Origin of the sequence: Streptomyces sp. NPDC047525 (genome assembly GCF_040643025.1) — a bacterium.
Classification (GTDB): domain Bacteria; phylum Actinomycetota; class Actinomycetes; order Streptomycetales; family Streptomycetaceae; genus Streptomyces; species Streptomyces durmitorensis.
On the sequence record NZ_JBEYTL010000001.1, the window covers coordinates 1,032,054 to 1,051,357 of the forward strand.

The 19,304-nt window shown below is 69.7% G+C and carries 21 protein-coding genes; 7 read left to right on the forward strand and 14 right to left on the reverse strand.

From position 1 onward, the window contains the following. Positions 1-8 precede the first annotated feature (8 nt). Complete coding sequence (locus tag ABZ833_RS04835) at positions 9-998, forward strand: ABC transporter permease (RefSeq protein ID WP_249586154.1); 990 nt, start codon at positions 9-11, stop codon at positions 996-998. A 39-nt stretch (positions 999-1,037) separates the two neighbouring features. Here ABZ833_RS04835 and glgC read toward each other — a convergent pair whose 3' ends face one another. The 4 genes from glgC to ABZ833_RS04855 are packed head-to-tail and all read right to left on the reverse strand — an operon-like array spanning position 1,038 to position 5,008. Then, the gene (gene glgC, locus ABZ833_RS04840; protein ID WP_249586155.1) at positions 1,038-2,258 is read right to left on the reverse strand and encodes a glucose-1-phosphate adenylyltransferase; all 1,221 of its coding nucleotides are present in this window, start codon (positions 2,256-2,258) and stop codon (positions 1,038-1,040) included. Positions 2,259-2,280: 22 nt separating this feature from the next. Then, positions 2,281-3,447, reverse strand: a complete 1,167-nt coding sequence (glgA, locus tag ABZ833_RS04845; RefSeq protein ID WP_361040983.1) for a glycogen synthase — start codon at positions 3,445-3,447, stop codon at positions 2,281-2,283. 52 nt (positions 3,448-3,499) lie between these two features. Continuing rightward, complete coding sequence (locus ABZ833_RS04850; RefSeq protein WP_361040986.1) at positions 3,500-4,240, reverse strand: (2Fe-2S)-binding protein; 741 nt, start codon at positions 4,238-4,240, stop codon at positions 3,500-3,502. Between the two features lie 30 nt (positions 4,241-4,270). Beyond that, entirely contained in the window at positions 4,271-5,008 is a 738-nt protein-coding gene (locus ABZ833_RS04855) for a methyltransferase domain-containing protein (RefSeq protein WP_361040988.1), read from the reverse strand. A gap of 423 nt (positions 5,009-5,431) precedes the next feature. Here ABZ833_RS04855 and ABZ833_RS04860 point away from each other — a divergent pair, with 423 nt between their 5' ends. Further along, entirely contained in the window at positions 5,432-6,448 is a 1,017-nt protein-coding gene (locus ABZ833_RS04860; protein WP_361040991.1) for a DMT family transporter, read from the forward strand. Between the two features lie 83 nt (positions 6,449-6,531). On the opposite strand, the gene ABZ833_RS04865 is transcribed toward ABZ833_RS04860, so the two are convergent. Then, positions 6,532-7,728: a transglycosylase family protein gene (locus ABZ833_RS04865; protein WP_361040994.1), complete on the reverse strand. Its 1,197-nt coding sequence runs from the start codon at positions 7,726-7,728 to the stop codon at positions 6,532-6,534. Between the two features lie 116 nt (positions 7,729-7,844). Further along, positions 7,845-8,816 (reverse strand): acetylxylan esterase, encoded by a 972-nt coding sequence (locus ABZ833_RS04870; protein ID WP_361040996.1) that lies wholly within the window; start codon positions 8,814-8,816, stop codon positions 7,845-7,847. A 99-nt stretch (positions 8,817-8,915) separates the two neighbouring features. Here ABZ833_RS04870 and gndA point away from each other — a divergent pair, with 99 nt between their 5' ends. Further along, positions 8,916-10,358 (forward strand): NADP-dependent phosphogluconate dehydrogenase, encoded by a 1,443-nt coding sequence (gene gndA / locus ABZ833_RS04875; RefSeq protein WP_361040999.1) that lies wholly within the window; start codon positions 8,916-8,918, stop codon positions 10,356-10,358. Between the two features lie 323 nt (positions 10,359-10,681). Here gndA and ABZ833_RS04880 read toward each other — a convergent pair whose 3' ends face one another. The 8 genes from ABZ833_RS04880 to ABZ833_RS04915 all read right to left on the reverse strand — a co-directional run bounded on the left by ABZ833_RS04880 (position 10,682) and on the right by ABZ833_RS04915 (position 16,604). Beyond that, positions 10,682-11,128, reverse strand: a complete 447-nt coding sequence (locus ABZ833_RS04880) for a nitroreductase family deazaflavin-dependent oxidoreductase (protein WP_361041387.1) — start codon at positions 11,126-11,128, stop codon at positions 10,682-10,684. A gap of 80 nt (positions 11,129-11,208) precedes the next feature. Next, positions 11,209-11,868, reverse strand: coding sequence for an aspartate/glutamate racemase family protein (locus ABZ833_RS04885; RefSeq protein ID WP_361041001.1), 660 nt, complete (start codon positions 11,866-11,868; stop codon positions 11,209-11,211). Then, complete coding sequence (locus tag ABZ833_RS04890; protein ID WP_361041004.1) at positions 11,862-12,209, reverse strand: GNAT family N-acetyltransferase; 348 nt, start codon at positions 12,207-12,209, stop codon at positions 11,862-11,864. The genes ABZ833_RS04885 and ABZ833_RS04890 overlap by 7 nt, the downstream gene beginning before the upstream one ends. Then, on the reverse strand, positions 12,206-12,646 hold the full coding sequence (panD, locus tag ABZ833_RS04895; RefSeq protein ID WP_361041007.1) for an aspartate 1-decarboxylase: 441 nt from the start codon (positions 12,644-12,646) through the stop codon (positions 12,206-12,208). Before panD ends, ABZ833_RS04890 begins: the two co-directional genes overlap by 4 nt. Positions 12,647-13,019: 373 nt before the next feature. Beyond that, entirely contained in the window at positions 13,020-13,853 is an 834-nt protein-coding gene (locus tag ABZ833_RS04900) for an amino acid ABC transporter ATP-binding protein (RefSeq protein ID WP_361041009.1), read from the reverse strand. A gap of 5 nt (positions 13,854-13,858) precedes the next feature. Continuing rightward, positions 13,859-14,644 carry an amino acid ABC transporter permease gene (locus ABZ833_RS04905; protein ID WP_249586195.1) on the reverse strand — a complete coding sequence of 262 codons (786 nt, stop codon included), beginning with the start codon at positions 14,642-14,644 and terminating at the stop codon, positions 13,859-13,861. Between the two features lie 41 nt (positions 14,645-14,685). After that, positions 14,686-15,441, reverse strand: a complete 756-nt coding sequence (locus ABZ833_RS04910; protein ID WP_361041389.1) for an ABC transporter substrate-binding protein — start codon at positions 15,439-15,441, stop codon at positions 14,686-14,688. A gap of 344 nt (positions 15,442-15,785) precedes the next feature. After that, entirely contained in the window at positions 15,786-16,604 is an 819-nt protein-coding gene (locus tag ABZ833_RS04915; RefSeq protein ID WP_361041013.1) for a helix-turn-helix domain-containing protein, read from the reverse strand. Positions 16,605-17,005: 401 nt separating this feature from the next. On the opposite strand from ABZ833_RS04915, the gene ABZ833_RS04920 reads away from it, so the two are divergent. From ABZ833_RS04920 to ABZ833_RS04935, 4 genes are all read left to right on the forward strand, one after another. Further along, a complete protein-coding gene (locus tag ABZ833_RS04920) occupies positions 17,006-17,431 on the forward strand; it encodes a hypothetical protein (protein ID WP_361041016.1) in 426 nt (141 codons plus the stop codon). Positions 17,432-17,672: 241 nt separating this feature from the next. Continuing rightward, positions 17,673-18,068: a hypothetical protein gene (locus ABZ833_RS04925; protein ID WP_361041018.1), complete on the forward strand. Its 396-nt coding sequence runs from the start codon at positions 17,673-17,675 to the stop codon at positions 18,066-18,068. A gap of 138 nt (positions 18,069-18,206) precedes the next feature. Beyond that, positions 18,207-18,818, forward strand: coding sequence for a glyoxalase (locus ABZ833_RS04930; protein ID WP_361041021.1), 612 nt, complete (start codon positions 18,207-18,209; stop codon positions 18,816-18,818). Next, positions 18,815-19,261, forward strand: coding sequence for a YdeI/OmpD-associated family protein (locus ABZ833_RS04935; protein ID WP_361041023.1), 447 nt, complete (start codon positions 18,815-18,817; stop codon positions 19,259-19,261). The genes ABZ833_RS04930 and ABZ833_RS04935 overlap by 4 nt, the downstream gene beginning before the upstream one ends. Positions 19,262-19,304: the final 43 nt, after the last annotated feature.

The window sequence follows — 19,304 nt, forward strand, 5'->3', positions numbered from 1 at the left end:
CGAACCCCATGAAGACGAGCGGCGACGAACCGACAGGCCCGACCCGCTCCGAGCGCATCAGCGCACTCGCCCAGCAGCACGGCGCCCTGGTCACCCTGGTGGTCGCCGTCATCGCGGCGTCGCTCAGCTTCGACACGTTCATGACCGCGGACAACCTGGAGAACATGGCGGTCTCCTCCGCGTTCCTCGCGGTCGTCGCGCTCGGCATGACGTTCGTGATCATCACCGGCGGGATCGACCTCTCCGTGGGCTCGCTCTTCGCGCTCGGCGGGGTACTCGCGGCCTGGGGCTCGCAGTACGGAACGGCGGTGGCGCTCCTTCTGCCCCTGGCCGTCTGCGGACTCATCGGCCTCGTGAACGGCCTCCTCATCGCCCGCTCCCGCCTGGCCCCCTTCATCGTGACGCTGGCCGCGATGCTCGGCGCACGCGGCATCCTCCTGTCCATCACCGACGAGGGCTCCAAGACCTACCTGGTCGACAAGGACTCCTTCTTCGCGACACTCGGCCAGGGAAAGGTCCTGGGCATCGGAGCCCCGGTCTGGATCACCCTCGCGCTCTTCGTCGCGGGCGCCGTGGTCCTGCGCCGCAGCCGTTTCGGCCAGTACGTGTACGCGGTCGGCGGCAATGAGGACGCGGCGGCCCTCATGGGTGCCCCCGTGGCCCGCACCAAGGTCACCGTCTACACCCTCTCCGGCCTCTGCGCGGGCCTGGCGGGCGCGCTCAACGCGGCCTGGCTGGTCTCGGGCGTCACCATCCTCGGCTCGGGCATGGAACTGGAGGCGATCTCCGCGGTCGTCATCGGGGGCACCCTGCTGACCGGAGGATTCGGCTTCATCAGCGGTTCACTCGTCGGCGTACTGCTCCTGAAGGTCATCCAGAACGTCATCAACCAGATCGGCTCGCTCGACTCCGCCTACCAACAGGTTGTCAGCGGCGCCTTCTTGGCGCTCGTCGTGATCGCCCAGACGTGGCTGGGCCGCAGACGCCGGGTCCTGTAGGCAGGAGACACAGCCACCAGGACCAGGCAGGAGGCACGGCTACATCGGAACGGCCTGCCCCTTCCCCAGCGCGATCACGCCGCCCTTCGACACCGTGTAGAGCTCTTCGTCCCGCTCCGGGTTGACGCCGATCGTCGCCCCGGGCGGGACGTCCACGTTCTTGTCGAGCACGGCGCCCCGCACCACCGCGCCCCTGCCCACGCGTACGTTGTCGTGCAGCACCGAACCCTGCACGACCGCCCCGTCCTCGATCGTCACACCGGGAGACAGCACGGAGCGCGTGACCTGCCCCCGGATGACACACCCGGGGCTGACGATGGACTCGCTCGCGATGCCGGCCGCGCAGAACTTGGCGGGCGGCAGACCGCCCGGGTGGGTGTAGATGGGCCAGCGCCGGTTGTCCAGGTTGAAGACCGGCTGATCGGAGATCAGGTCCATGTGTGCTTCGTAGTACGCGTCGAGCGAGCCGACGTCACGCCAGTAGCCGTGGTCGCGCGCGGTCTCCCCCGGCACGTGGTTGTCGTCGAAGTCGTACAGCTGGGCCAGGCCCCGCTCGGTGAGCATGGGCAGGATCGAACCACCCATGTCGTGCACGGAGTTGTCGTCCTCGGCGTCCTGCTGAATCGCGTCGACGAGGGTCTTCGTCGTGAAGACGTAGTTGCCCATGGAGGCGAACACCTCGTGCGGCGATCCGGGCAGACCCGGCGGATCGGTGGGCTTCTCCAGGAAGCGGTCGACACGTGTGCCGTCCCGCGCGGGCGTGATGATGCCGAAGGACGCCGCGTCCGCGCGCGGCACCTTGATGCCCGCGACCGTGACCCCGGCACCGCTCTCGAAGTGCTGGTTGAGCATCTGCCGGGGGTCCATGCGGTAGACGTGGTCGGCACCGAACACCGCGATGTAGTCGGGCTGTTCGTCGTGGACGAGGTTGAGGGACTGCAGGATCGCGTCCGCGCTGCCCAAGTACCAGCGCGGGCCGAGGCGTTGCTGCGCCGGGACCGGTGTGACGTAGTTGCCGAGGAGGCTGGACATGCGCCAGGTGGTGGTGACGTGCCGGTCGAGAGAGTGCGACTTGTACTGGGTCAGTACGCAGATCCGCAGGATGTCGCCGTTGACGAGGTTGGAGAGCACGAAGTCGACGAGGCGGTACGTGCCGCCGAACGTGACCGCTGGTTTGGCCCGGTCGGCCGTGAGGGGCATCAGGCGCTTCCCCTCACCGCCCGCCAGGACGATTCCGAGCACCGAAGGTCCACCGCGCATCGCGCCGCCCCCTTAACTGGGATCACTTGGACTCGAGTAACTCCTCGTACACGCCGGTCGTGCGTCGCGCGACCGCGTCCCAGCCGAACTCCCTGACGGCGCGGTCGCGTCCGGCCGCGCCCATACGGGTCGCGGCTACCGGATCGGCGGCCAGTTCGTTCAGGGCCTGCGCGAGCCGTGCCTCGAAGGCCGCCGGCTCCTTCTCCTCGTACGGGACGAGGAGCCCCGTGCTTCCGTCGTCGACGACCTCGGGGATGCCCCCGACGTCCGATGCCACGACCGGGGTGCCGCACGCCATCGCCTCCAGGTTGACGATGCCGAGCGGCTCGTACACCGAGGGGCAGACGAACGCCCGTGCATGCGTGAGGAGTTGGACGATCTGGGGGCGCGGGAGCATCTCCGGGATCCAGTGGACTCCCCCGCGGGCCCGGCTCAGCTCCTCGAAGAGGGTGCGGAACTCGGCGTCGATCTGCGGGGTGTCGGGGGCTCCGGCGCAGAGCACGAGCTGGGTGGCCGGATCCAACTCCTTTGCGGCGCGCAGCAGATGGGGCACGCCCTTCTGCCGGGTGATGCGTCCGACGAACAGGACGTAGGGCCGCTCGGGGTCGATCCCCAGGTGCTCGAGGACGTCCGTGCCGGGGTCCGGGCGGTACAGGGCGGTGTCGATGCCGTTGTGGACGACGTGCACCTTCGCCGGGTCGATGGCGGGGTAACAGTTGAGGATGTCGGCCCGCATGCCGCGCGAGACGGCGATGACGGCGTCCGCGGCCTCGACGGCGGTGCGCTCGGCCCAGCCGGACAGGGCATACCCGCCGCCGAGCTGCTCGGCCTTCCAGGGGCGCAGGGGCTCCAGGGAGTGCGAGGTCATGACGTGCGGAATGCCGTGCAGGAGCTTGCCCAAGTGGCCCGCGAGGTTGGCGTACCAGGTGTGGGAGTGGACGAGGTCGCACCCGGTGAGAGCGGCCGCCATGGACAGGTCCACCGAGAAGGTGCGCAGCGCGTCGTTGGCGCCGTCCAGGGCGTCCCAGGCCTGGTGGCGTGCGACCCCTTCGGCGGCGGCGCCGTTTCCCCAGCAGTGCACGTCGACGTCGAGGAGGGCCGCCAACTCCCGTGCGAGGAACTCGACATGGACTCCTGCTCCGCCGTAGACATCCGGCGGATACTCCCGGGTGAGCAGTCCCACTCGCACGCAGCATCCCCCGTCCGTCCGCCCCAGCCGCCGGTCGCCCGCCCCCTCATGGTCACCCAGAAGCGCCCGGTGGGGAAGAGCCCCGCACCGACCTCTGGGGCGGCCGGTCGAAGCAGCAGTCCCCGCACACACCGCCGTCCGGACAGCGGTAGTAGAGGCAGCAGCTGCGGCGCCGGAACGCGGTGCCGCGCAGGGTTCCGGTGGAGCGCAGGTCGGGGTGGTCGAAGAGTTCGGCGGCGAGGGCCCGTGCGCGCTCTCCCACGTCGGTACGTCCGTTGCGCCGCGCCCAGGTGTCCAGTTCGCGGGCGGCTCCGGCGAGCGCGGAGCCCGCGTTGCCCCACAGCAGCGGCGCGGAGATCCGGTACCGCGTGCGCAAGGCGTCGGCCAGGGGCGCCAGATGGCCGTTCTGTACGACGTCCCGGATGCTCGCGGCGTCGGCGGGACGCGTCGTCAGCTCTCTCAGCCACAGGTCATCGGGCGAGGTGCCGTCCGCGTCCCAGTGCAGCAGCTCCGGGTCGAGGTCCGGCACTTCTCCGTGCAGCGCGGCCGAGCCGAGCGTCACGGACCACAGCCGCGCCGCGAGCCCGAGCTGCGCCACGGACACGGCGATGCGCGTGTCGGGCGCCCCGAGCCGGGCGGCGACCTTGTCGACGCGGAACGCGAGGGGCCTGTCGTCCCCGGCGTACACCCGCGCCAGGGACGCCACTTGGACACCGCTCGGCGGCGCCCCCGCGCGCAGGGCGAAGAATCCGCCGACGGAACCGACTTCTGTCAGGTCGAGAGGGGCTTTCACGAGAGCAGAGCCTAGGCGTCCGGGCAGGGCCTAGGCGTCCCGGCGGAACAGCGCCGTCCACAGGAAGGGCTCACCGAAGTACGCGGAGTCGGCCGGTTCGTCGCGCATGCGCCGCAGTTCGACCTCCGTGAGGTCGGAGAAGATCCAGCGCAGGGACTCCGGCGTGTAGGCGAGGCCGCCCTGAAGTCCTGACGCGCGGTAGAAGTCCGCGTCGGGCAGCTCGGAGCCGGAGCCCGCATCACCGGCGGCGAAACTGGTGAGGGCGAGGTGGCCGCCGGGAGCCAGGGCACGGTCGAGCAGGGAGAGGTAGCTGACGCGGCGGTGGGGCGGCAGGTGATGGAAGCAGCCCGAGTCGTGGATGAGGTCGTAGGGGCCGCCCAGTTCGGCCTCCGTGAGCGCGAAGGCGTCGCCGCGGTGGAAGCGGATGTCCGCCTCGGCCTCGCGGGCCCGCTCCTCGGCCCAGCCGATGGCCGCCGGGGAGAGGTCGACGGCGTCCACCTGGAACCCCAGGGACGCCAGATACAGGGCGTTACGGCCGGGGCCGCAGCCCAGATCGAGGGCCCGGCCGGGAGTGAGGAGGCCCCGGTCCACGTAGGAGGCGAGATTCTCGTCCGGTTTCGCCACGAAGAAGGGCACCGGCCGTGACCGGTCGGTGTAGAAGCCGTCCCACCAGCTCGCCGCGTCGGCGGTCCAGCGGTCGGCCTCCGGCGCGAACAGGCCGTCCATGAGCTTCAGTACGTCGTCGACACTGCGTATGCTCCGGTGCATCCGGACCCCTTTCCACGAGGGTCAAGAATACGATCGGGCATCTCAAAAGCCCAGGTCAGACAGTGTGGGCGCACATCCGCAGGCGCGCGTTCGCGGGGTCGGGAGCACACTGGAGGGGCAGGACCCCGCACGAGGCGCGGCAGCGCGCCCTCGCCGCGGCCAGCGGCCTGGACGAGGGCGTTCCGACGGGCCTTCACGCACGAATTTTCGAGATTCTGGATGATCCACCGAACCGCGGCGTAACCCACCCGGGGGAGGACATCTCCCGCGTCGTACTCCATCGGTAGTAGGACCCAATGCCTGCTGAGGTACGACGACGTGGAGCGAAATCCGCGAGATCGTAGTGAGCATGGAAGCCGACCGTTCGCCGCACCGGACGCCCCGGGCCCACCAAGGGGCGCAGCGCCAGCCGTGGAGCACCTCATGAGTGCCCTCACGCTGGCCGTGGTGCTCTCGCTCATCTCCGCCGTCGCGTATGCGGGCGGGGCCATCCTGCAGGAGCGCGTCGCCGTCAGCATGCCGGAGCGACGGTACGCCCCGCTGCGCCGCGGCGTCTGGTGGGTCGCCATCGGGCTCAACGGCCTGGGTGCGCTGCTTCATGTCGTGGCGCTCGCGTACGGCCCGCTGAGCCTCGTGCAGCCCCTCGGCGCACTCACCATCGTCTTCGCCCTGCCGATGGCCGCGCTCTTCGTGCGCCGCAAGGCGGGCGCCACCGCGTGGCGCGGCGCGATCATGGCGACCGTGGGCCTTGCCGGGCTGCTCTCGCTGACGCAGTCGGCCGACGCGCAGTCCCTGGACGACGCCGAGCGGGTCATGGTGGCGCTGGTTACCGCGGGCGCCGTGGTGACGCTCATGGTCGTGGCGCACGCGGTGCACCGGCATCCGGTGGTGCGCAGCGTGCTGCTCGCCAGCGCGGCGGGCGTCGCCTTCGGCATCGCCTCGGTGTTCACCAAGACGGTGGCGGTGGACTGGGAGGCGAACGAACCCCTGACGCACCAGGCGCCCAGCCTCGCCGTGATCGCGGTCCTGGCGACGGCCGGCGTACTGATCTCGCAGGCCTCGTACCGCGGCGCGGGCCTCGCGGCGCCGCTGTCGACGGTGACGGTCGTGAATCCGGTCGTGGCGGCCGCGGTGGGCCTCACGCTCTTCGGCGAATCGTTCCGCTACGGCTCGGCGGGCACCGCCGTGGCCCTGGGCTTCGGTGTCGTCGCGGCGGGCGGTCTGATCCTGCTGACCACGGAGCGGATCGGCGCCGCACAGGGCGTTCCGACGCCGACGGTGACCGTGGCCAAGGGCGGCCCTGTGGCGGCGGACGCCGTGGCCCCCGAGGCGCGGCCGGAGGAGCTGCCCGCGGTGCCCTCCCAGCCCAAGGCCGCGACAGGACCGCACCGGCGGGTGCTGTTCCGCCACGGCCACGGCCGCGAGCGCATCGGCTCCTGAAGCCCTGGAGCGAGCCGAGCACGTCCTGAAGCCCCTCGGGAATCCCGAGGGGCTTCAGTCGTTCTCGAAGCGTTCCGTCCGCGTCAGATCCGGACGCCGCCGGCCCGCAGATACGCGAGCGGATCGACGTCGGAGCCGAAACCGGGCCCCGTCCGCACCTCGAAGTGCAGATGCGGGCCCGTGCTGTTGCCCGTGGACCCCGAGCGCGCGATGCGCTGCCCCGCGCCCACCTTCTGCCCGGTCTTCACGGTGAGCGCCGAGAGGTGGCCGTACTGGGAGTACTTGCCGTCGGCGTGCCGGATCACCACTTCGTAGCCGTACGAGCCGCCCCAGCCCGCCGACACGACCGTGCCCGCGGCGACCGACTTCACCGAAGTGCCGGTGGCCACGGGGAAGTCGACGCCCGTGTGGTAGCCCTTCGACCAGGATCCGCCCGCGGCGCGGTAGGGGGTGCTCGGCGATGCGGCCACCGGTGCGGAGAAGCCCTGCGCGGCCTGGGCGGGCTTCGCCTTCTTCGGCTCGGCCTTCTGCTGCGGCTTCGGCTTCGCCTGCTGCTTCGGCTCGGCCCGCTGCTTGGGCTCCGTGCGCGGCTTGGGCGCGGCCTGTGGCTTCCCGGCCTTCTTCTGCGAGGCCTGGAGCGCGAGCCGCTGGCCCGGCGTGATCAGGTCGGGGTCGCCGCCGATCGCCTTGCGGTTGGCCTCGTACAGCTTCTGCCAGCCGCCGCTGACCCGGCGCTCATCGGCGATCCCGGAGAGCGTGTCACCGCGGACGACCGTGTACATCTGGCCGCGGCCCGCGGTGGACTGCGGGGTCACTTCCGGCTTGACGTCCTTGACGTCGCGCTGAGGGGCCTTCGCCGCCTTCTTGGGCGCGCTCATCGGCGTGACGTCGGGCGCGTTGCCGCCCCGCGTCAGGCCCGCCCGCTCCGAGCAGACCGGCCAGGCCTGTGGGCCCTGTGCGTCGAGGACCTTCTCGGCGACGGCTATCTGCTGGTCCTTGGTGGCGCGGTCGGCGCGCGGGGCGTAGGCGGTGCCGCCGTACGCCTCCCAGGTGGACTGCTTGAACTGGAGGCCGCCGTAGTAGCCGTTGCCGGTGTTGATGCTCCAGTTGTTGGTCGACTCGCAGGCCGCCACCTTGTTCCAGGTGTCGACGTCGGCCGCCTCTGCCGTGCCGGTGCCGATCAGTGGCAGCGCCATCCCTGCGCCGCCCGCCGTGACGGTCAGCGACGCACGGTTGATCCGGTTCGGCTGATACCGGCGGTGCCGACCGCGTACGGCCATGGGAGCCCCCTCCGTCACACGCATTCACAGTCACGTCAGACACACGACAAGGCGGCAAGTTAGCCGCTCGGACCGAACCGTGACAAGGGCGCGTGAGCGAGGGGGCTTCCGTTCGGTCAGCCCTTCAAGTGCTGCGGGATCCACTGGAGTTGGACACTCTGCTGGTAGGGGCCACCGCCCTCGTGATCGTTGAAGGAGTACACCTCCATCGAACGCTCCGACCCCGCATAGGAATTGAGGGCCGCGAACACGGTGGACGGCGGGCACGTCATGTCCTCGAGAGCCGCCGAGAAGAGCGCGGGCGCCGTGCCGCGCGCCGCGAAGTGCACGCCGTCGAAGTAGGCGAGCGTACGGAAGACACGCTCCTCTGAGCCGCGCTTCGCCTTCATGTAGAGCGCGATCTCCCGGTACGGCGGCCGGTCGGTGAGCGTCGTGGCGCGCGGGAAGTCGCACAGGAACGGCACGTCGGGCGCGATCGCCGCCAGGTCGTGGACGAGTCCGCCGACGGCGAGCGTGATCCCGCCGCCCTGGCTCCCGCCGACCGCGGCGACGCGCGAGGAGTCCACAAGGGGATGCGCGCGGGCCGCCTCCACGGCGCGTACGCCGTCGGTGAAGACGCGCCGGTAGTAGTACTCGTGCGGGTCCTCGATGCCGCGCGTCATGTAGCCGGGGTAGGCGGGTCCGCTGCCGACCGGGTCGGGGGTGTCGCCCGCCGAACCGCCGCTGCCCTGCCCCCGGGTGTCCATCACGAAGTGCGCGAAGCCCGCCGCCGACCAGAGCAGGTGCTCGTGCGGCAGTCCGCGGCCACCGCCGTATCCGATGTACTGGACGACGGCGGGCAGTGGCTCGGTCGTCCCCGCGGGCAATATCAGCCAACCTTTGACCGGGTGGCCCCCGAACCCCGCGAACGTCACGTCGAAGACGTCGACCGTGCTCAGGTGCGCGTCGACAGGAACGAAGCGGGCGTCCAGATCGTGCTCACGTGCGGCCGAAAGGGTCTTCTCCCAGAAGGCGTCGAAATCCTCGGGCTCGGCCACGCCGGGCCGGTAGCGGCGCAGTTCGTCGAGCGGCATGTCGAAATGGGGCACGGGCGGCTCCTCCGTCGGACACAGTGTCGGAATGTCACGCTACGCCGCGGGGCAATACTGGCGAACACCACCGGCACTTCCACTTCCAGGAGCCACGGCATGAGCAGCACGTCAGCCCAGATCGGTGTCACGGGCCTCGCGGTCATGGGGCGCAATCTGGCCCGCAACTTCGCACGCAACGGCTACACCGTCGCCCTGCACAACCGCACGGCGGCCAAGACGCAGGCATTGGTCGAGGAGTTCGGCCACGAGGGCGAGTTCATCGCCACCGAGACCGCCAAGGAGTTCGTCGCGGCGCTCGAGCGCCCGCGCCGCCTCGTCATCATGGTGAAGGCGGGCGAGCCCACGGACGCCGTCATCAAGGAGTTCGCGCCGCTCATGGAGCCGGGCGACATGATCATCGACGGCGGCAACGCGCACTTCGCGGACACCCGGCGCCGCGAGCGCGAACTGCGCGAGCAGGACATCCACTTCGTCGGCACGGGCGTCTCCGGCGGCGAGGAGGGCGCGCTCCTCGGCCCGAGCATCATGCCGGGCGGCTCGCAGGAGTCGTACGCCTCGCTCGGTCCGATGCTGGAGAAGATCTCCGCGAAGGCGAAGGACGGCTCCCCGTGCGTCACGCACGTGGGTCCGGACGGCGCGGGGCACTTCGTGAAGATGGTGCACAACGGCATCGAGTACGCGGACATGCAGCTGATCGCGGAGGCGTATCAGCTGCTGCGTGATGTGGCGGGCTACTCCCCCGCCCAGATCGCCGACATCTTCCGCACCTGGAACACCGGCCGCCTCGACTCCTATCTGATCGAGATCACGGCCGAGGTCCTGAAGCACGTGGACGCCGCGACGGGCAAGCCGTTCGTGGACGTGGTCCAGGACCAGGCCGAGCAGAAGGGCACCGGTCGCTGGACCGTGCAGATCGCCCTCGACCTGGGCGTTCCGGTGTCGGGCATCGCGGAGGCGGTGTTCGCACGCTCCCTGTCGGGCCACACCGAACTGCGGGCGGCGTCCAAGGAGTTGGCGGGCCCGACGGCGCGCGCGCTGAGCGAGGCCGAGGCAGGGGCGTTCGCCGACCAGGTCGAGCAGGCCCTCTACGCCTCGAAGATCGTGTCGTACACGCAGGGCTTCCACGAGGTCGCCGCGGGCAGCGAGGAGTACGGCTGGGACATCGACCTGGGCTCGGTCGCCGCCATCTGGCGCGGCGGCTGCATCATCCGCGCCGCCTTCCTGGACCGCATCCGCGCCGCCTACGACACGCGCGCGGACCTGCCGAGCCTGCTCTCGGACAAGACGTTCGCGCAGGAGATCGGTGCGGCCCAGGACGACTGGCGCGCGGTCCTGGTCGCGGCCACCCAGCAGGGTGTCCCGACGCCGGGCTTCTCGGCGGCCCTCGCCTACTACGACGCGCTGCGCGCGGACCGCCTGCCGGCCGCGCTCACGCAGGGGCAGCGGGACTTCTTCGGGGCGCACACCTATCGGCGTACGGACCGCGAGGGGTCGTTCCACACCCTGTGGGGCGCGGACCGCTCGGAAGTGCAGGCCTAGCCAGGCCCAGTGCCTGTCGGCCCTCCCGCCGTCAGACCGGCTTCGGCTCGGTCTCGGGTTCCGGTCCCGGCGGCGGGAGCGGGGACGGCGGCGGGGTAGGCGTGGGAGGACGCGGCACCGGGCCGGGACCGGGGCCCGGAACGGGACGCTCGGGGTCGGGCACCGGACTCGGCCCGCCCGGGTCGGGGATCGGGCTGGGCGGCGTGGGTTCGGGGTACGGGACGGTCATGTCTCCTCCATCGAGTCGGAGATGGGTCTTGACCACTCTCTCCCGCCTCGCGTGCCCACGCCTGCCGAGTCGACACGTCCCCGAGCCGTACGGCTCAGTCCCGGGTGCGGCTGAGCCGCACGACGGGGATGTCGCGATCCGTCTTGGCCTGATAGTCCGCGTAGGGGGCGAACAACTCGACGAGGCGCGGCCAGACCCTGGCCTTGTCCTCGGCCGACAGGGTCTCGGCGCGCGCGTCGAACCGCTCCTCGGTTCCCACGCGGAGCCGTACGTCGGGGTTCGCGACGAGGTTGCGGTACCACAGGGGGTGCTCGTCGGCGCCGCCGTTCGAGGCCACGATGAGGTAGTCGTCGCCGTCGCGGCCGTAGATGAGCACGGTGCGGCGCAGCTGCCCGGTGGTGCGTCCGCGGTAGTCGAGCAGCAGGCAGGGGACACCTTGCACCCCGGTGCCCTTCGTGCCGCCCGACTCCTCGTACAGCCGGGCCTGGTCGGCCACCCAGCCGGTGGGACTGATGACGGCCTCTTCGTCCTGCTGCGCCATGTCCGCTCCTGTGAAGTCGAATCCTGTGAAGTCGAAGGAGTACGCGGGAGGTGAGCGGTCACTCATCTCCCGCGCTCAGCCTACGACTTGGCGTCCGCGGCGCACCGGAGAACGGCCGCGCGCAGCCCCGGGCGCGGGCTGGAGACGACCGGCACGGGGAGGGTGGTGCGGTCCGCGGCCCCGGCCATGGAAGCCTGGGCGAGGACGACGGAGTCGACGCCGTCCAGGGCGTCGACGGCATCCGCGATCAGGCGCAGGTGGCCTTCCCCGTCACCGGCCTCGAAGCGCTCCCAGGCGCCCTCCACCAGGACCGTGGTGACGTCGACGGTCCGCCCGGCGCGGGCGGCCTCCTCCTCGACCAGGGCGCGGGTCGGTCCCAGGGTGCTCTCCAGGGTGGCGACGACGGCCACGGACCGACCGGCTGCCACGGCGGCTGCCGCCATGGGCCGGTCGACCCGCACGAGGGGGATGCCGACGGCCGCGGCGCGGGCCTCGGTGACGGCGCCGATCGTCGAGCAGGTGCAGAGCACGACGCCCGCCCCCTCGGCGACGGCCGCCACAAGGAGCTCCTGGATGTCGTCGGCCACCGCGTCGGGCCCCTCGGCACGGGCCCGCGCGAGCAGGTCCTCGTGGACGAGGTGGCGCAGGGCGAGCCCCGGATGGTCCTGGTCCCGCAGCCCCTCGAAGACGGGGACGTGCACGGGCGAGGTGTGCAGCAGGGCGAGCGTCGCCCTCACCACGCGGCCGGGTCCGACTTCACCTTGTCCAGGGCGGCGGCGACCAGTTCCCCGGAGGGGACGGGCGCCTCGTCCGGGTGCCGCTCGGCCCACTTCACGACGTACGGGCACAGGGGCGCGACGGCGATGCCTTCCCGCGCCGCCATCGCGTACAGCTCCCTGGCCAGCGATCCCGCGATGCCCTCGCCCTCGTGCGCGGGCACGACTTCGGTGTGCACCGGTACGAGGGCGGGCTCGGGCTGGTCCAGCATGAAGTAGACGATCTGCCCGACGACTTCCCTGTCCGCCAGGGCTTCGAGGACGTGGCGCGCCCGGTCGTCGCGGATCTCGATCCCACTGCTCATCGGCTCTCCTGAAGGGCTGGCACGGCCTGCGGGCTGCGCGCCATGTCGTCGGCGCCCGGCACCGGCGCGGACGCGTCGTCGCCGAGGGCCACGATGCGGTTGTCCTCGCCGTCGACGTGCACGACCTTGGGTCGCAGGGTGCGCGCCTCGGCGTCGTCGACCTGGGCGTAGCTGATGATGATCACCTTATCGCCGGGGTGGACGAGGTGCGCGGCCGCGCCGTTGATGCCGATGACGCCGGTGCCGCGTTCGCCCTCGATGGTGTAGGTCTCCAGGCGGGCCCCGTTGGTGATGTCGACAATGTGCACGAGCTCACCCGGCAGCAGGTCGGCCGCGTCGAGGAGGTCGGCGTCGATGGTCACCGAGCCCACGTAGTGCAGGTCCGCCTGGGTGACCGTGGCACGGTGGATCTTGGACTTGAACAGAGTACGCAGCATTTGGACTCCTGAAAGACGGCTCCCTGCCTGCTTTCTGCAGGTCAGGGGCGCCTTTCACTGTACATCGGCCACCCTTCGAATCTAGGACCTTCCACAACATCGTGCGCCGCAGCGAGCAGGCTTCTCACCTGGTGCGGTGTGCGCGAAATAAGCTGCTTGATGGCCCATCAGGTTTGTCCTTGCGCGCGGGTCCTTGAGTGCGTACAGGGCGGACCTAGCCTGCCTACAGGAGACGGAGCGACCAGCCGCACGGGTCGCAGCGGCCCATCCATACCTGAACGCGCTGGTCAACAATGCCGGTACGCGGCCCCGGCAGTGCCAGACACCTCGGGCTCACCATGCCTGAGGATTCACCCACGGCCCCGAGGCGCACTCAGCGGTCCACGCGCTTCTCGTGCGGTCCTGTGTCCGGGACCTCGCCCATCTCCGCCGCCGCAGGATCGAGTACGCGCGCCAGGAACGTCCGGGTCCGCTCGTGCTGCGGGTCGCCCACCACACGTTCGGGCGTGCCCTCCTCGACGATCACTCCGTCGTCCATGAAGACCACCCGGTCGGCGACCTCGCGCGCGAAGCTCATCTCATGGGTGACGACCAGCATCGTCATCCCCTCCTGGGCGAGCGAGCGCATCACCGCGAGTACGTCCCCGACCAGTTCGGGGTCGAGCGCGGAGGTCGGCTCGTCGAAGAGCATCAACTCGGGGTCCATGGAAAGCGCCCGAGCGATCGCGACCCGCTGCTGCTGGCCGCCGGAGAGCTGCGCCGGATAGGACTGCTCCTTGTCGACGAGGCCCACCCGTGCGAGGTTGGCCCGCGCGATGCGCTGCGCCTCCTCCTTGCCGCGCCGCAGCACACGGCGCTGCGCGATGGTCAGGTTCTCCAGCGCCGTGAGGTGCGGGAAGAGGTTGAAGGACTGGAAGACCATCCCGATCCGACGGCGTACGCGATCGATGTCCACATCGGGGTCGGTGACCTCCGTGCCGGCCACCGTCACCGTGCCCGACGTGGGCTCTTCCAAGAGATTGACGCAGCGCAGCAGGGTCGACTTGCCGGAGCCCGAAGGGCCGATGACACAGACCACGTCACCGCGCCCGACCGTGAGGTCGATGCCCTTGAGCACCTCCAGATCGCCGAACGACTTGCGCAGCTCGCGCACCTCGATCGCCTGGCCCGAAGGTGCGGGCGCGTCGGGTGCCTTGTCGAACTTCATGGTGCTCACCTGGCTTTCGCCGTACGGGCCTCGAGCCGCCGCACCAGATGGCCGAGCGGGAGGGTGATGACGAGATACAGCAGTCCGGCGATCAGGATCGGGGTCAGGCTCTTGTGCTCGTTCAGCGCGTCCCGGCCGAAGTTGGCCAGCTCGAACTGGCCGAGCGAGAGGCCGAGCAGATACACCAGTGAGGAGTCCTTGGTGAGCAGGATCAGCTCGTTGGTCAGCGGCGGCAGCACGATCCGGAACGCCTGCGGCATCACGATCGACACCATCGCACGCCCCGGTGACATGCCCAGCGAACGGGCCGCCTCCGACTGCCCCTTGGGCACCGCCAGAATGCCCGCGCGGATCGTCTCGGCCATATAGGCGGCGCCCACCAGGCCCAGAGACAGCATCACCGTGATGTCCATGTCGAGCGCGACCTCGAAGGCCAGCGGCACACCGAAGCCGAGCGCGATGAACACCAGCAGGGAGGGAATACCGCGGAAGAACTCGATATAGGCGATCGCGATCCAGCGGTACGGAGGCACCGTGGACAGCCGCATCAGCGCAAGGACGATACCGAGCCCCAGGCCGAAGCCGAAGCCGAGCAGCGTGTAGTAGGCGGTGTTGACCAGCGCGGTGGTGATCACCTCGGGGAACAGCGCCTTGGCGATCTCCACGTCGAAGAACGCCTGGCGCAGTGTCCCCCAGTCGGCCACCAGCGCGAACACGGCTATGGCGATGAGCAGCACGGCGTACTGGACGCCGCGGAACAGCCGTGCACGCCGCCGTCGGGACATGGACATACGTGCAGAACTCCTCTGGTCAGCCGTTTGAATGCTTGAGGTCAGCTCTGCGGAGTGGCGCCGAACCACTTCTTGTAGATCTTGTCGTAACTTCCGTCGGTCCGGGCCTTCTTGAGGACCTCGTCGACCTTCGTGCGCAGTGAGTCGTTGCCCGTGCGGAAGCCGATTCCGTACTTCTCACCGGTGTCGAACTCCGCGGTCACCTCGGTGTCCGGGTTGTCCTTGATGTATTCGAAGAGCACGCCGTTGTCGTTGATGCCCGCGTCGACTTTGCCGGCCTTGACCGCCGTGAGCAGCAAGCCGACGTCCTCGTACTCCACGAGCTCCATGTCGAGGCCCTTGCTCTCCTTCTTGGCGTAGATGCCGCCGGTGGTGGCCTTCTGGTAGCCGAGCTTCTTTCCCTTGAGATCCTCGAAGGTCTTGTAGGGCTGCCCCTTCTTGGTGATCAGCGCCTGGGTGGCGTTGAAGTAGGGGTCCGAGAAGTCCATGACCTTGTCGCGCTCGTCGGTGATCGTCATGCCTGCGGCGGCCAGGTCGCACTTGCGGATGTTGAAGTCCTGGCCGGTTTCGATGCCCTCGAAGGGTGTGTTGACGATCTCCTGCTCGACCCCCAGTTCCTTGGCGACCAGGTCGACCAGATCCACGTCGAAGCCGACGATCTTGCCGTCCTTCTTCGACTGGAACGGCGGATAGGGCAGATGCGTGCAGGTCTTGATCTTGCCGGACGAGACGAGCTTGATCCCCGAGGCGCCCTTGTCGCCGTCGCTGTCGGACTTGGTGCTGGTGCAGCCCGCCATCAGCAGGCCGGCGGCTGCGGTCAGGGCTATGGCAGCCACCGGGGAACGAACGGACTTCGGGGGACGAGCGGACACAGGACCTCCAGGGCAGGCTCGAACCAGGGCGCGCGCGAGATCAACAGCGCTGTGTGCTGCGCAAGCTGCGGTGCATCCTGCCACCGGCCAGGGCTCTTGTCCTGCCCTCGGGATTGCGTATGGGTAACACACTCGATCTCCACTGCATCAACTCCCCTATATGAGCAGTTACTTGCCCTGCGTCACCTTCCGAGTCGACGCCGAGGGGCGGCCGAGGCGGCGGTCTCGGCCGCAGCCGGGCGAACTCCGCGGTCAGCGGCGGGTAACCGTCAGAGCGAGGGGCGTCGCGTACTGCAATGGGCTTCTTCCAGGAGTCCTGCCGCATGCGCGGTCCGCTGGTACAACACGTAGCGCCCGTCTCTGACCTTGGTGACGAGGCGTGCGCGGTGCAGGGCGCTGAGGTGGTAGGAGACGGTGCCCGGGGTGTATCCGGTTCGGGCGGCGAGTTCCGCGGTGGACCGGGCGGTTTCGAGGTCCGCGAGCAAGGCCGCTCGGGCGTTGCCGACCACTTGCGCGATCTTTCCGGACCTGCGATCCCGGTCGGCTCCGATCCGCTGGGCGGGGTAGTAGAAGACGAACTGCCCGGGGGTGTCGACCTGGATGATGACGGTGGGCCGGCTGAGCACGCTGGGGGTGAGGACCAGGTCCCGGCCGGCGACATCGACTTCGGCGTCCCACGGCTTGGCGAGGGTGATCGCGTCGCCTGCCCAGGCCATGTCGGGGTGGAGTGCTCCGAGCGTCCGGCCGACGCCGTGGGTGGCGATGGCTGTCGCGCGGTGCGCGATGTCCTGATGGATGATCGAGCGCAGTTCGGGCCAACCCTCGGCCAAGGTATCCCGCCAGAACCGGGCGAGACCGTTGGCGAGACGGCGCTGCATCTGCCCCGACTCCGCGATCCGGCGGGTGGTGGCCAGCAGCGGCCTGCTCCAGTGGGTCCGGGTGTGGGTGAAGACCTGGGTTTCGAGGTCGTCCTGCGCTAAGGCCTCGATGTGCGCGATCTGCTCGTCGATCAGGTCGCGGCGCTGTGCGTCCGTTCCTGGCTGAGGGGTGAGCAGGTCAGGTCTGTAGGTGTCGCCGTTTCGCGGCAACAGGTCTGCGAGCAGGGCGACATCGGGATGGGCAAGTGATGCTCGGGCGAGTGGTCCAGGATCCCCGAAGACCGGGTGCCGCCCCGACGCTGCGGTAAGTGTCAGCCACGCCATGGATTCCGAAGCAGGGGAAGGCGCCAACCGCGCCCTGGACACTGTATTGGCGTCTACACGCAGGGTGAGCACCGCCCGACGCTAGCAGTCGTCGCGGTGGATTTGAACTGGCTCGAATGCTTTCCGGCGTGAGGTCCCCGCGTGGTGCAGTCGTGTTGCCGAACAACGGCAGCAACGTTCACTGCCGGAGCTGAGGCGGTCGCCTCCGCACGACGGTGAGGTTGCGCATCCGGCACTCGAGGAACCTGGGAGTGGTTGTCATGGTGAGGTTGAAGGACACATCGAAGGTGAAGAGCCGCACGAGGAAGGTCGGCGTGGCCGTGACCGCAGCCGCGTCGCTTGCCGGGATGGCCTTCGCGGCGACACCCGCGACCGCCGTCGGCGCCGCTGCCGCCACCATCTCGATCGAGTATGGGGCGAGCTACTACAAAGGCACGGCCAGCTGGTCCAACCGGTCGGTCGGCATCGACGCATCGTTCAAGGCCAGCAATTGCCGGCGGGTCTACGCGCGGGCGTTCGCCGGTAGCACCTCACTGGACTTCAAGAGCAGCAGCACTTGGTGCAATCGATCCGGGCCGGCGGACTTCGCCCTTGCCGCGAACGTCGTCGGTGGGTCCGACAACATCTGGGTCTACATGACCGACGAAAACCAGAACTACCTCAAGGGACAGACCTGTTACCGCGCCGGCTACTGCATCGACGGCCTGCACTAGTACTCCAGCGGTCGCTGTGGTGATTGTTTGTCAGCTGAGGGTCATGTGGGGAGGGCGGGGCTGACACATCCGGCAGGCCACAGCGATGCGTTGATCGCGGCGATGAGAATCATCGCCGCGAAACGGACCGCGACTTTGCCGAACCGGTTCGCCACCGCCCTGTTCACTTCAACCGGTTGATGCCGCACGCGACCGCGGCCGGGCCCTGTAGTCCCCATCCTGGAGATGTCCTGGAGATCGCATGAAGACTCATCTCACCGCCGCCCTCGGTTCCATCGTGCTGACCGCGGGCACCCTGCTGGGCGCTCCCGCCGCCGGCGCGCAGACGGTCCCCTTCCCGAGCACTTCTTTCGACGTCACGATCGGTGCCAGCTCCGTCCGCGGCACCCTGACTTGGCGCGACCGGTCGGTCGGGGCCGCTGGAACACACCGGGCCGTCGGCTGCAACAGGCTGTGGCTCAGCACGTACGGTGCCTCTGGCATCGAACTGGGCACTTGGAGCAGCGGCACTCGGTGCAACGTGACATACCAGTTCAGTGTCATGTCCCCTGCGGATGTGCCCGGCGGGGCGGCGTCCGTCAGGATCTGCCTTGAAGCGAACGCGGCACTCGCGTGCGAGTCGTACAACCGGCCCTGACCCACCCGACCGTCAAGGGCTGTGACCGCAGCCTGCAAAGTCTTCGGCGTGCGGCCCAGGGGCAGTGGCCGGGGAATTCGTGAAAGCGATCAGGATTCAAGAAGCGCCGGTCACCGGACCGCGGCTAGCGTCGACGACATGACCTCCATCGACTGCATCACCCTTGAAGTGGCCGACCCCACGGCCGCCGAGCGCTTCTACACGGACGCCTTCGGGCTGGACAAGCAGGTGCGGCTGCGGGCCTCCGAGGCGGAGACGTCCGGCTTCCGCGGGTTCACCGTCTCGCTCGTGGTCTCCCAGCCCTCGATCGTCAACGGCTTGTTCGGTGCCGCTCTGGACGCCGGGGCCACGGAGCTGAAGCCCGCGAAGAAGTCCATGTGGGGCTACGGCGGCGTCGTACAGGCCCCTGACGGGACGATCTGGCAGCTCGCGAGCTCGTCGAAGAAGGACACCGGCCCTGACAGCCGGCAGATCGACGAGGTCGTTCTCCTCCTCGGCGTCTCGGACATGGCCGCGACCAAGCGGTTCTACGTCGACCGCGGCCTGACCGTCGCCAAGAGCTTCGGCAGCAAGTACGTCGAGTTCGACGGATCGTCGAGTCGCGTGAAGCTGTCGCTGTACGGGCGTCGCGGACTGGCCAAGGTCGCCGGTGCTTCGCCGGAGGGCAGCGGCTCGCACCGGCTCACGATCTGCGGCGGCTCCGAGACCTTCACCGACCCGGACGGATTCACGTGGGAGCCCGCGGCATGAAGTTCCGGACGTACGTCGAGCCTCCCGAGCCCATGAAGGGCTTGGAGGTGCCGCCCGAGGTCGTGGAGGCGCTGGGTGGCGGGAAGCGGCCGCCGGTGATCATCACGGTCAACGGGCACACGTGGAGGAGCAGGGTCGCCATCATGCGCGGCCGGTGCCTGCTCGGCCTCAGCAAGGCCAACCGCCTTGCGGCGGGCATCGGCCCCGGCGAGGAGGTCGAGGTCGACCTTGAGCTGGATACCGAGCCCCGCGTCGTCACCGAACCCGAGGACTTCAGCCGCGCGCTGGACGCCGACCCGGCCGCCCGCGCCGCCTACGACCGCCTGCCCCAGGGCCGGAAGCGGCAGCACGTGCTCGCCGTCGACGGCGCGAAGAAGCCCGAGACGCGAGCGCGACGCATCGAGAGCGCCCTGGCCTCGCTCCGGGACGAAGCGGGCCGGTAGCCACGGATCTCCCGCGGCGCCCACCCGTCCGTACCGCCGCACG

Bases quoted from the DNA above. Each gene is read 5' to 3' on its own strand.
- ABZ833_RS04835 (WP_249586154.1), top strand. From the start codon at position 9: ATGAAGACGAGCGGCGACGAACCGACAGGCCCGACCCGCTCCGAGCGC.
- glgC (WP_249586155.1), bottom strand. From the start codon at position 2,258: ATGCGCGGTGGACCTTCGGTGCTCGGAATCGTCCTGGCGGGCGGTGAG.
- ABZ833_RS04855 (WP_361040988.1), bottom strand. From the start codon at position 5,008: ATGCACCGGAGCATACGCAGTGTCGACGACGTACTGAAGCTCATGGAC.
- ABZ833_RS04860 (WP_361040991.1), top strand. From the start codon at position 5,432: ATGAGTGCCCTCACGCTGGCCGTGGTGCTCTCGCTCATCTCCGCCGTC.
- ABZ833_RS04865 (WP_361040994.1), bottom strand. From the start codon at position 7,728: ATGGCCGTACGCGGTCGGCACCGCCGGTATCAGCCGAACCGGATCAAC.
- gndA (WP_361040999.1), top strand. From the start codon at position 8,916: ATGAGCAGCACGTCAGCCCAGATCGGTGTCACGGGCCTCGCGGTCATG.
- ABZ833_RS04880 (WP_361041387.1), bottom strand. From the start codon at position 11,128: ATGGCGCAGCAGGACGAAGAGGCCGTCATCAGTCCCACCGGCTGGGTG.
- ABZ833_RS04890 (WP_361041004.1), bottom strand. From the start codon at position 12,209: ATGAGCAGTGGGATCGAGATCCGCGACGACCGGGCGCGCCACGTCCTC.
- panD (WP_361041007.1), bottom strand. From the start codon at position 12,646: ATGCTGCGTACTCTGTTCAAGTCCAAGATCCACCGTGCCACGGTCACC.
- ABZ833_RS04900 (WP_361041009.1), bottom strand. From the start codon at position 13,853: ATGAAGTTCGACAAGGCACCCGACGCGCCCGCACCTTCGGGCCAGGCG.
- ABZ833_RS04905 (WP_249586195.1), bottom strand. From the start codon at position 14,644: ATGTCCATGTCCCGACGGCGGCGTGCACGGCTGTTCCGCGGCGTCCAG.
- ABZ833_RS04910 (WP_361041389.1), bottom strand. From the start codon at position 15,441: ATGGCGGGCTGCACCAGCACCAAGTCCGACAGCGACGGCGACAAGGGC.
- ABZ833_RS04925 (WP_361041018.1), top strand. From the start codon at position 17,673: ATGAAGACTCATCTCACCGCCGCCCTCGGTTCCATCGTGCTGACCGCG.
- ABZ833_RS04930 (WP_361041021.1), top strand. From the start codon at position 18,207: ATGACCTCCATCGACTGCATCACCCTTGAAGTGGCCGACCCCACGGCC.
- ABZ833_RS04935 (WP_361041023.1), top strand. From the start codon at position 18,815: ATGAAGTTCCGGACGTACGTCGAGCCTCCCGAGCCCATGAAGGGCTTG.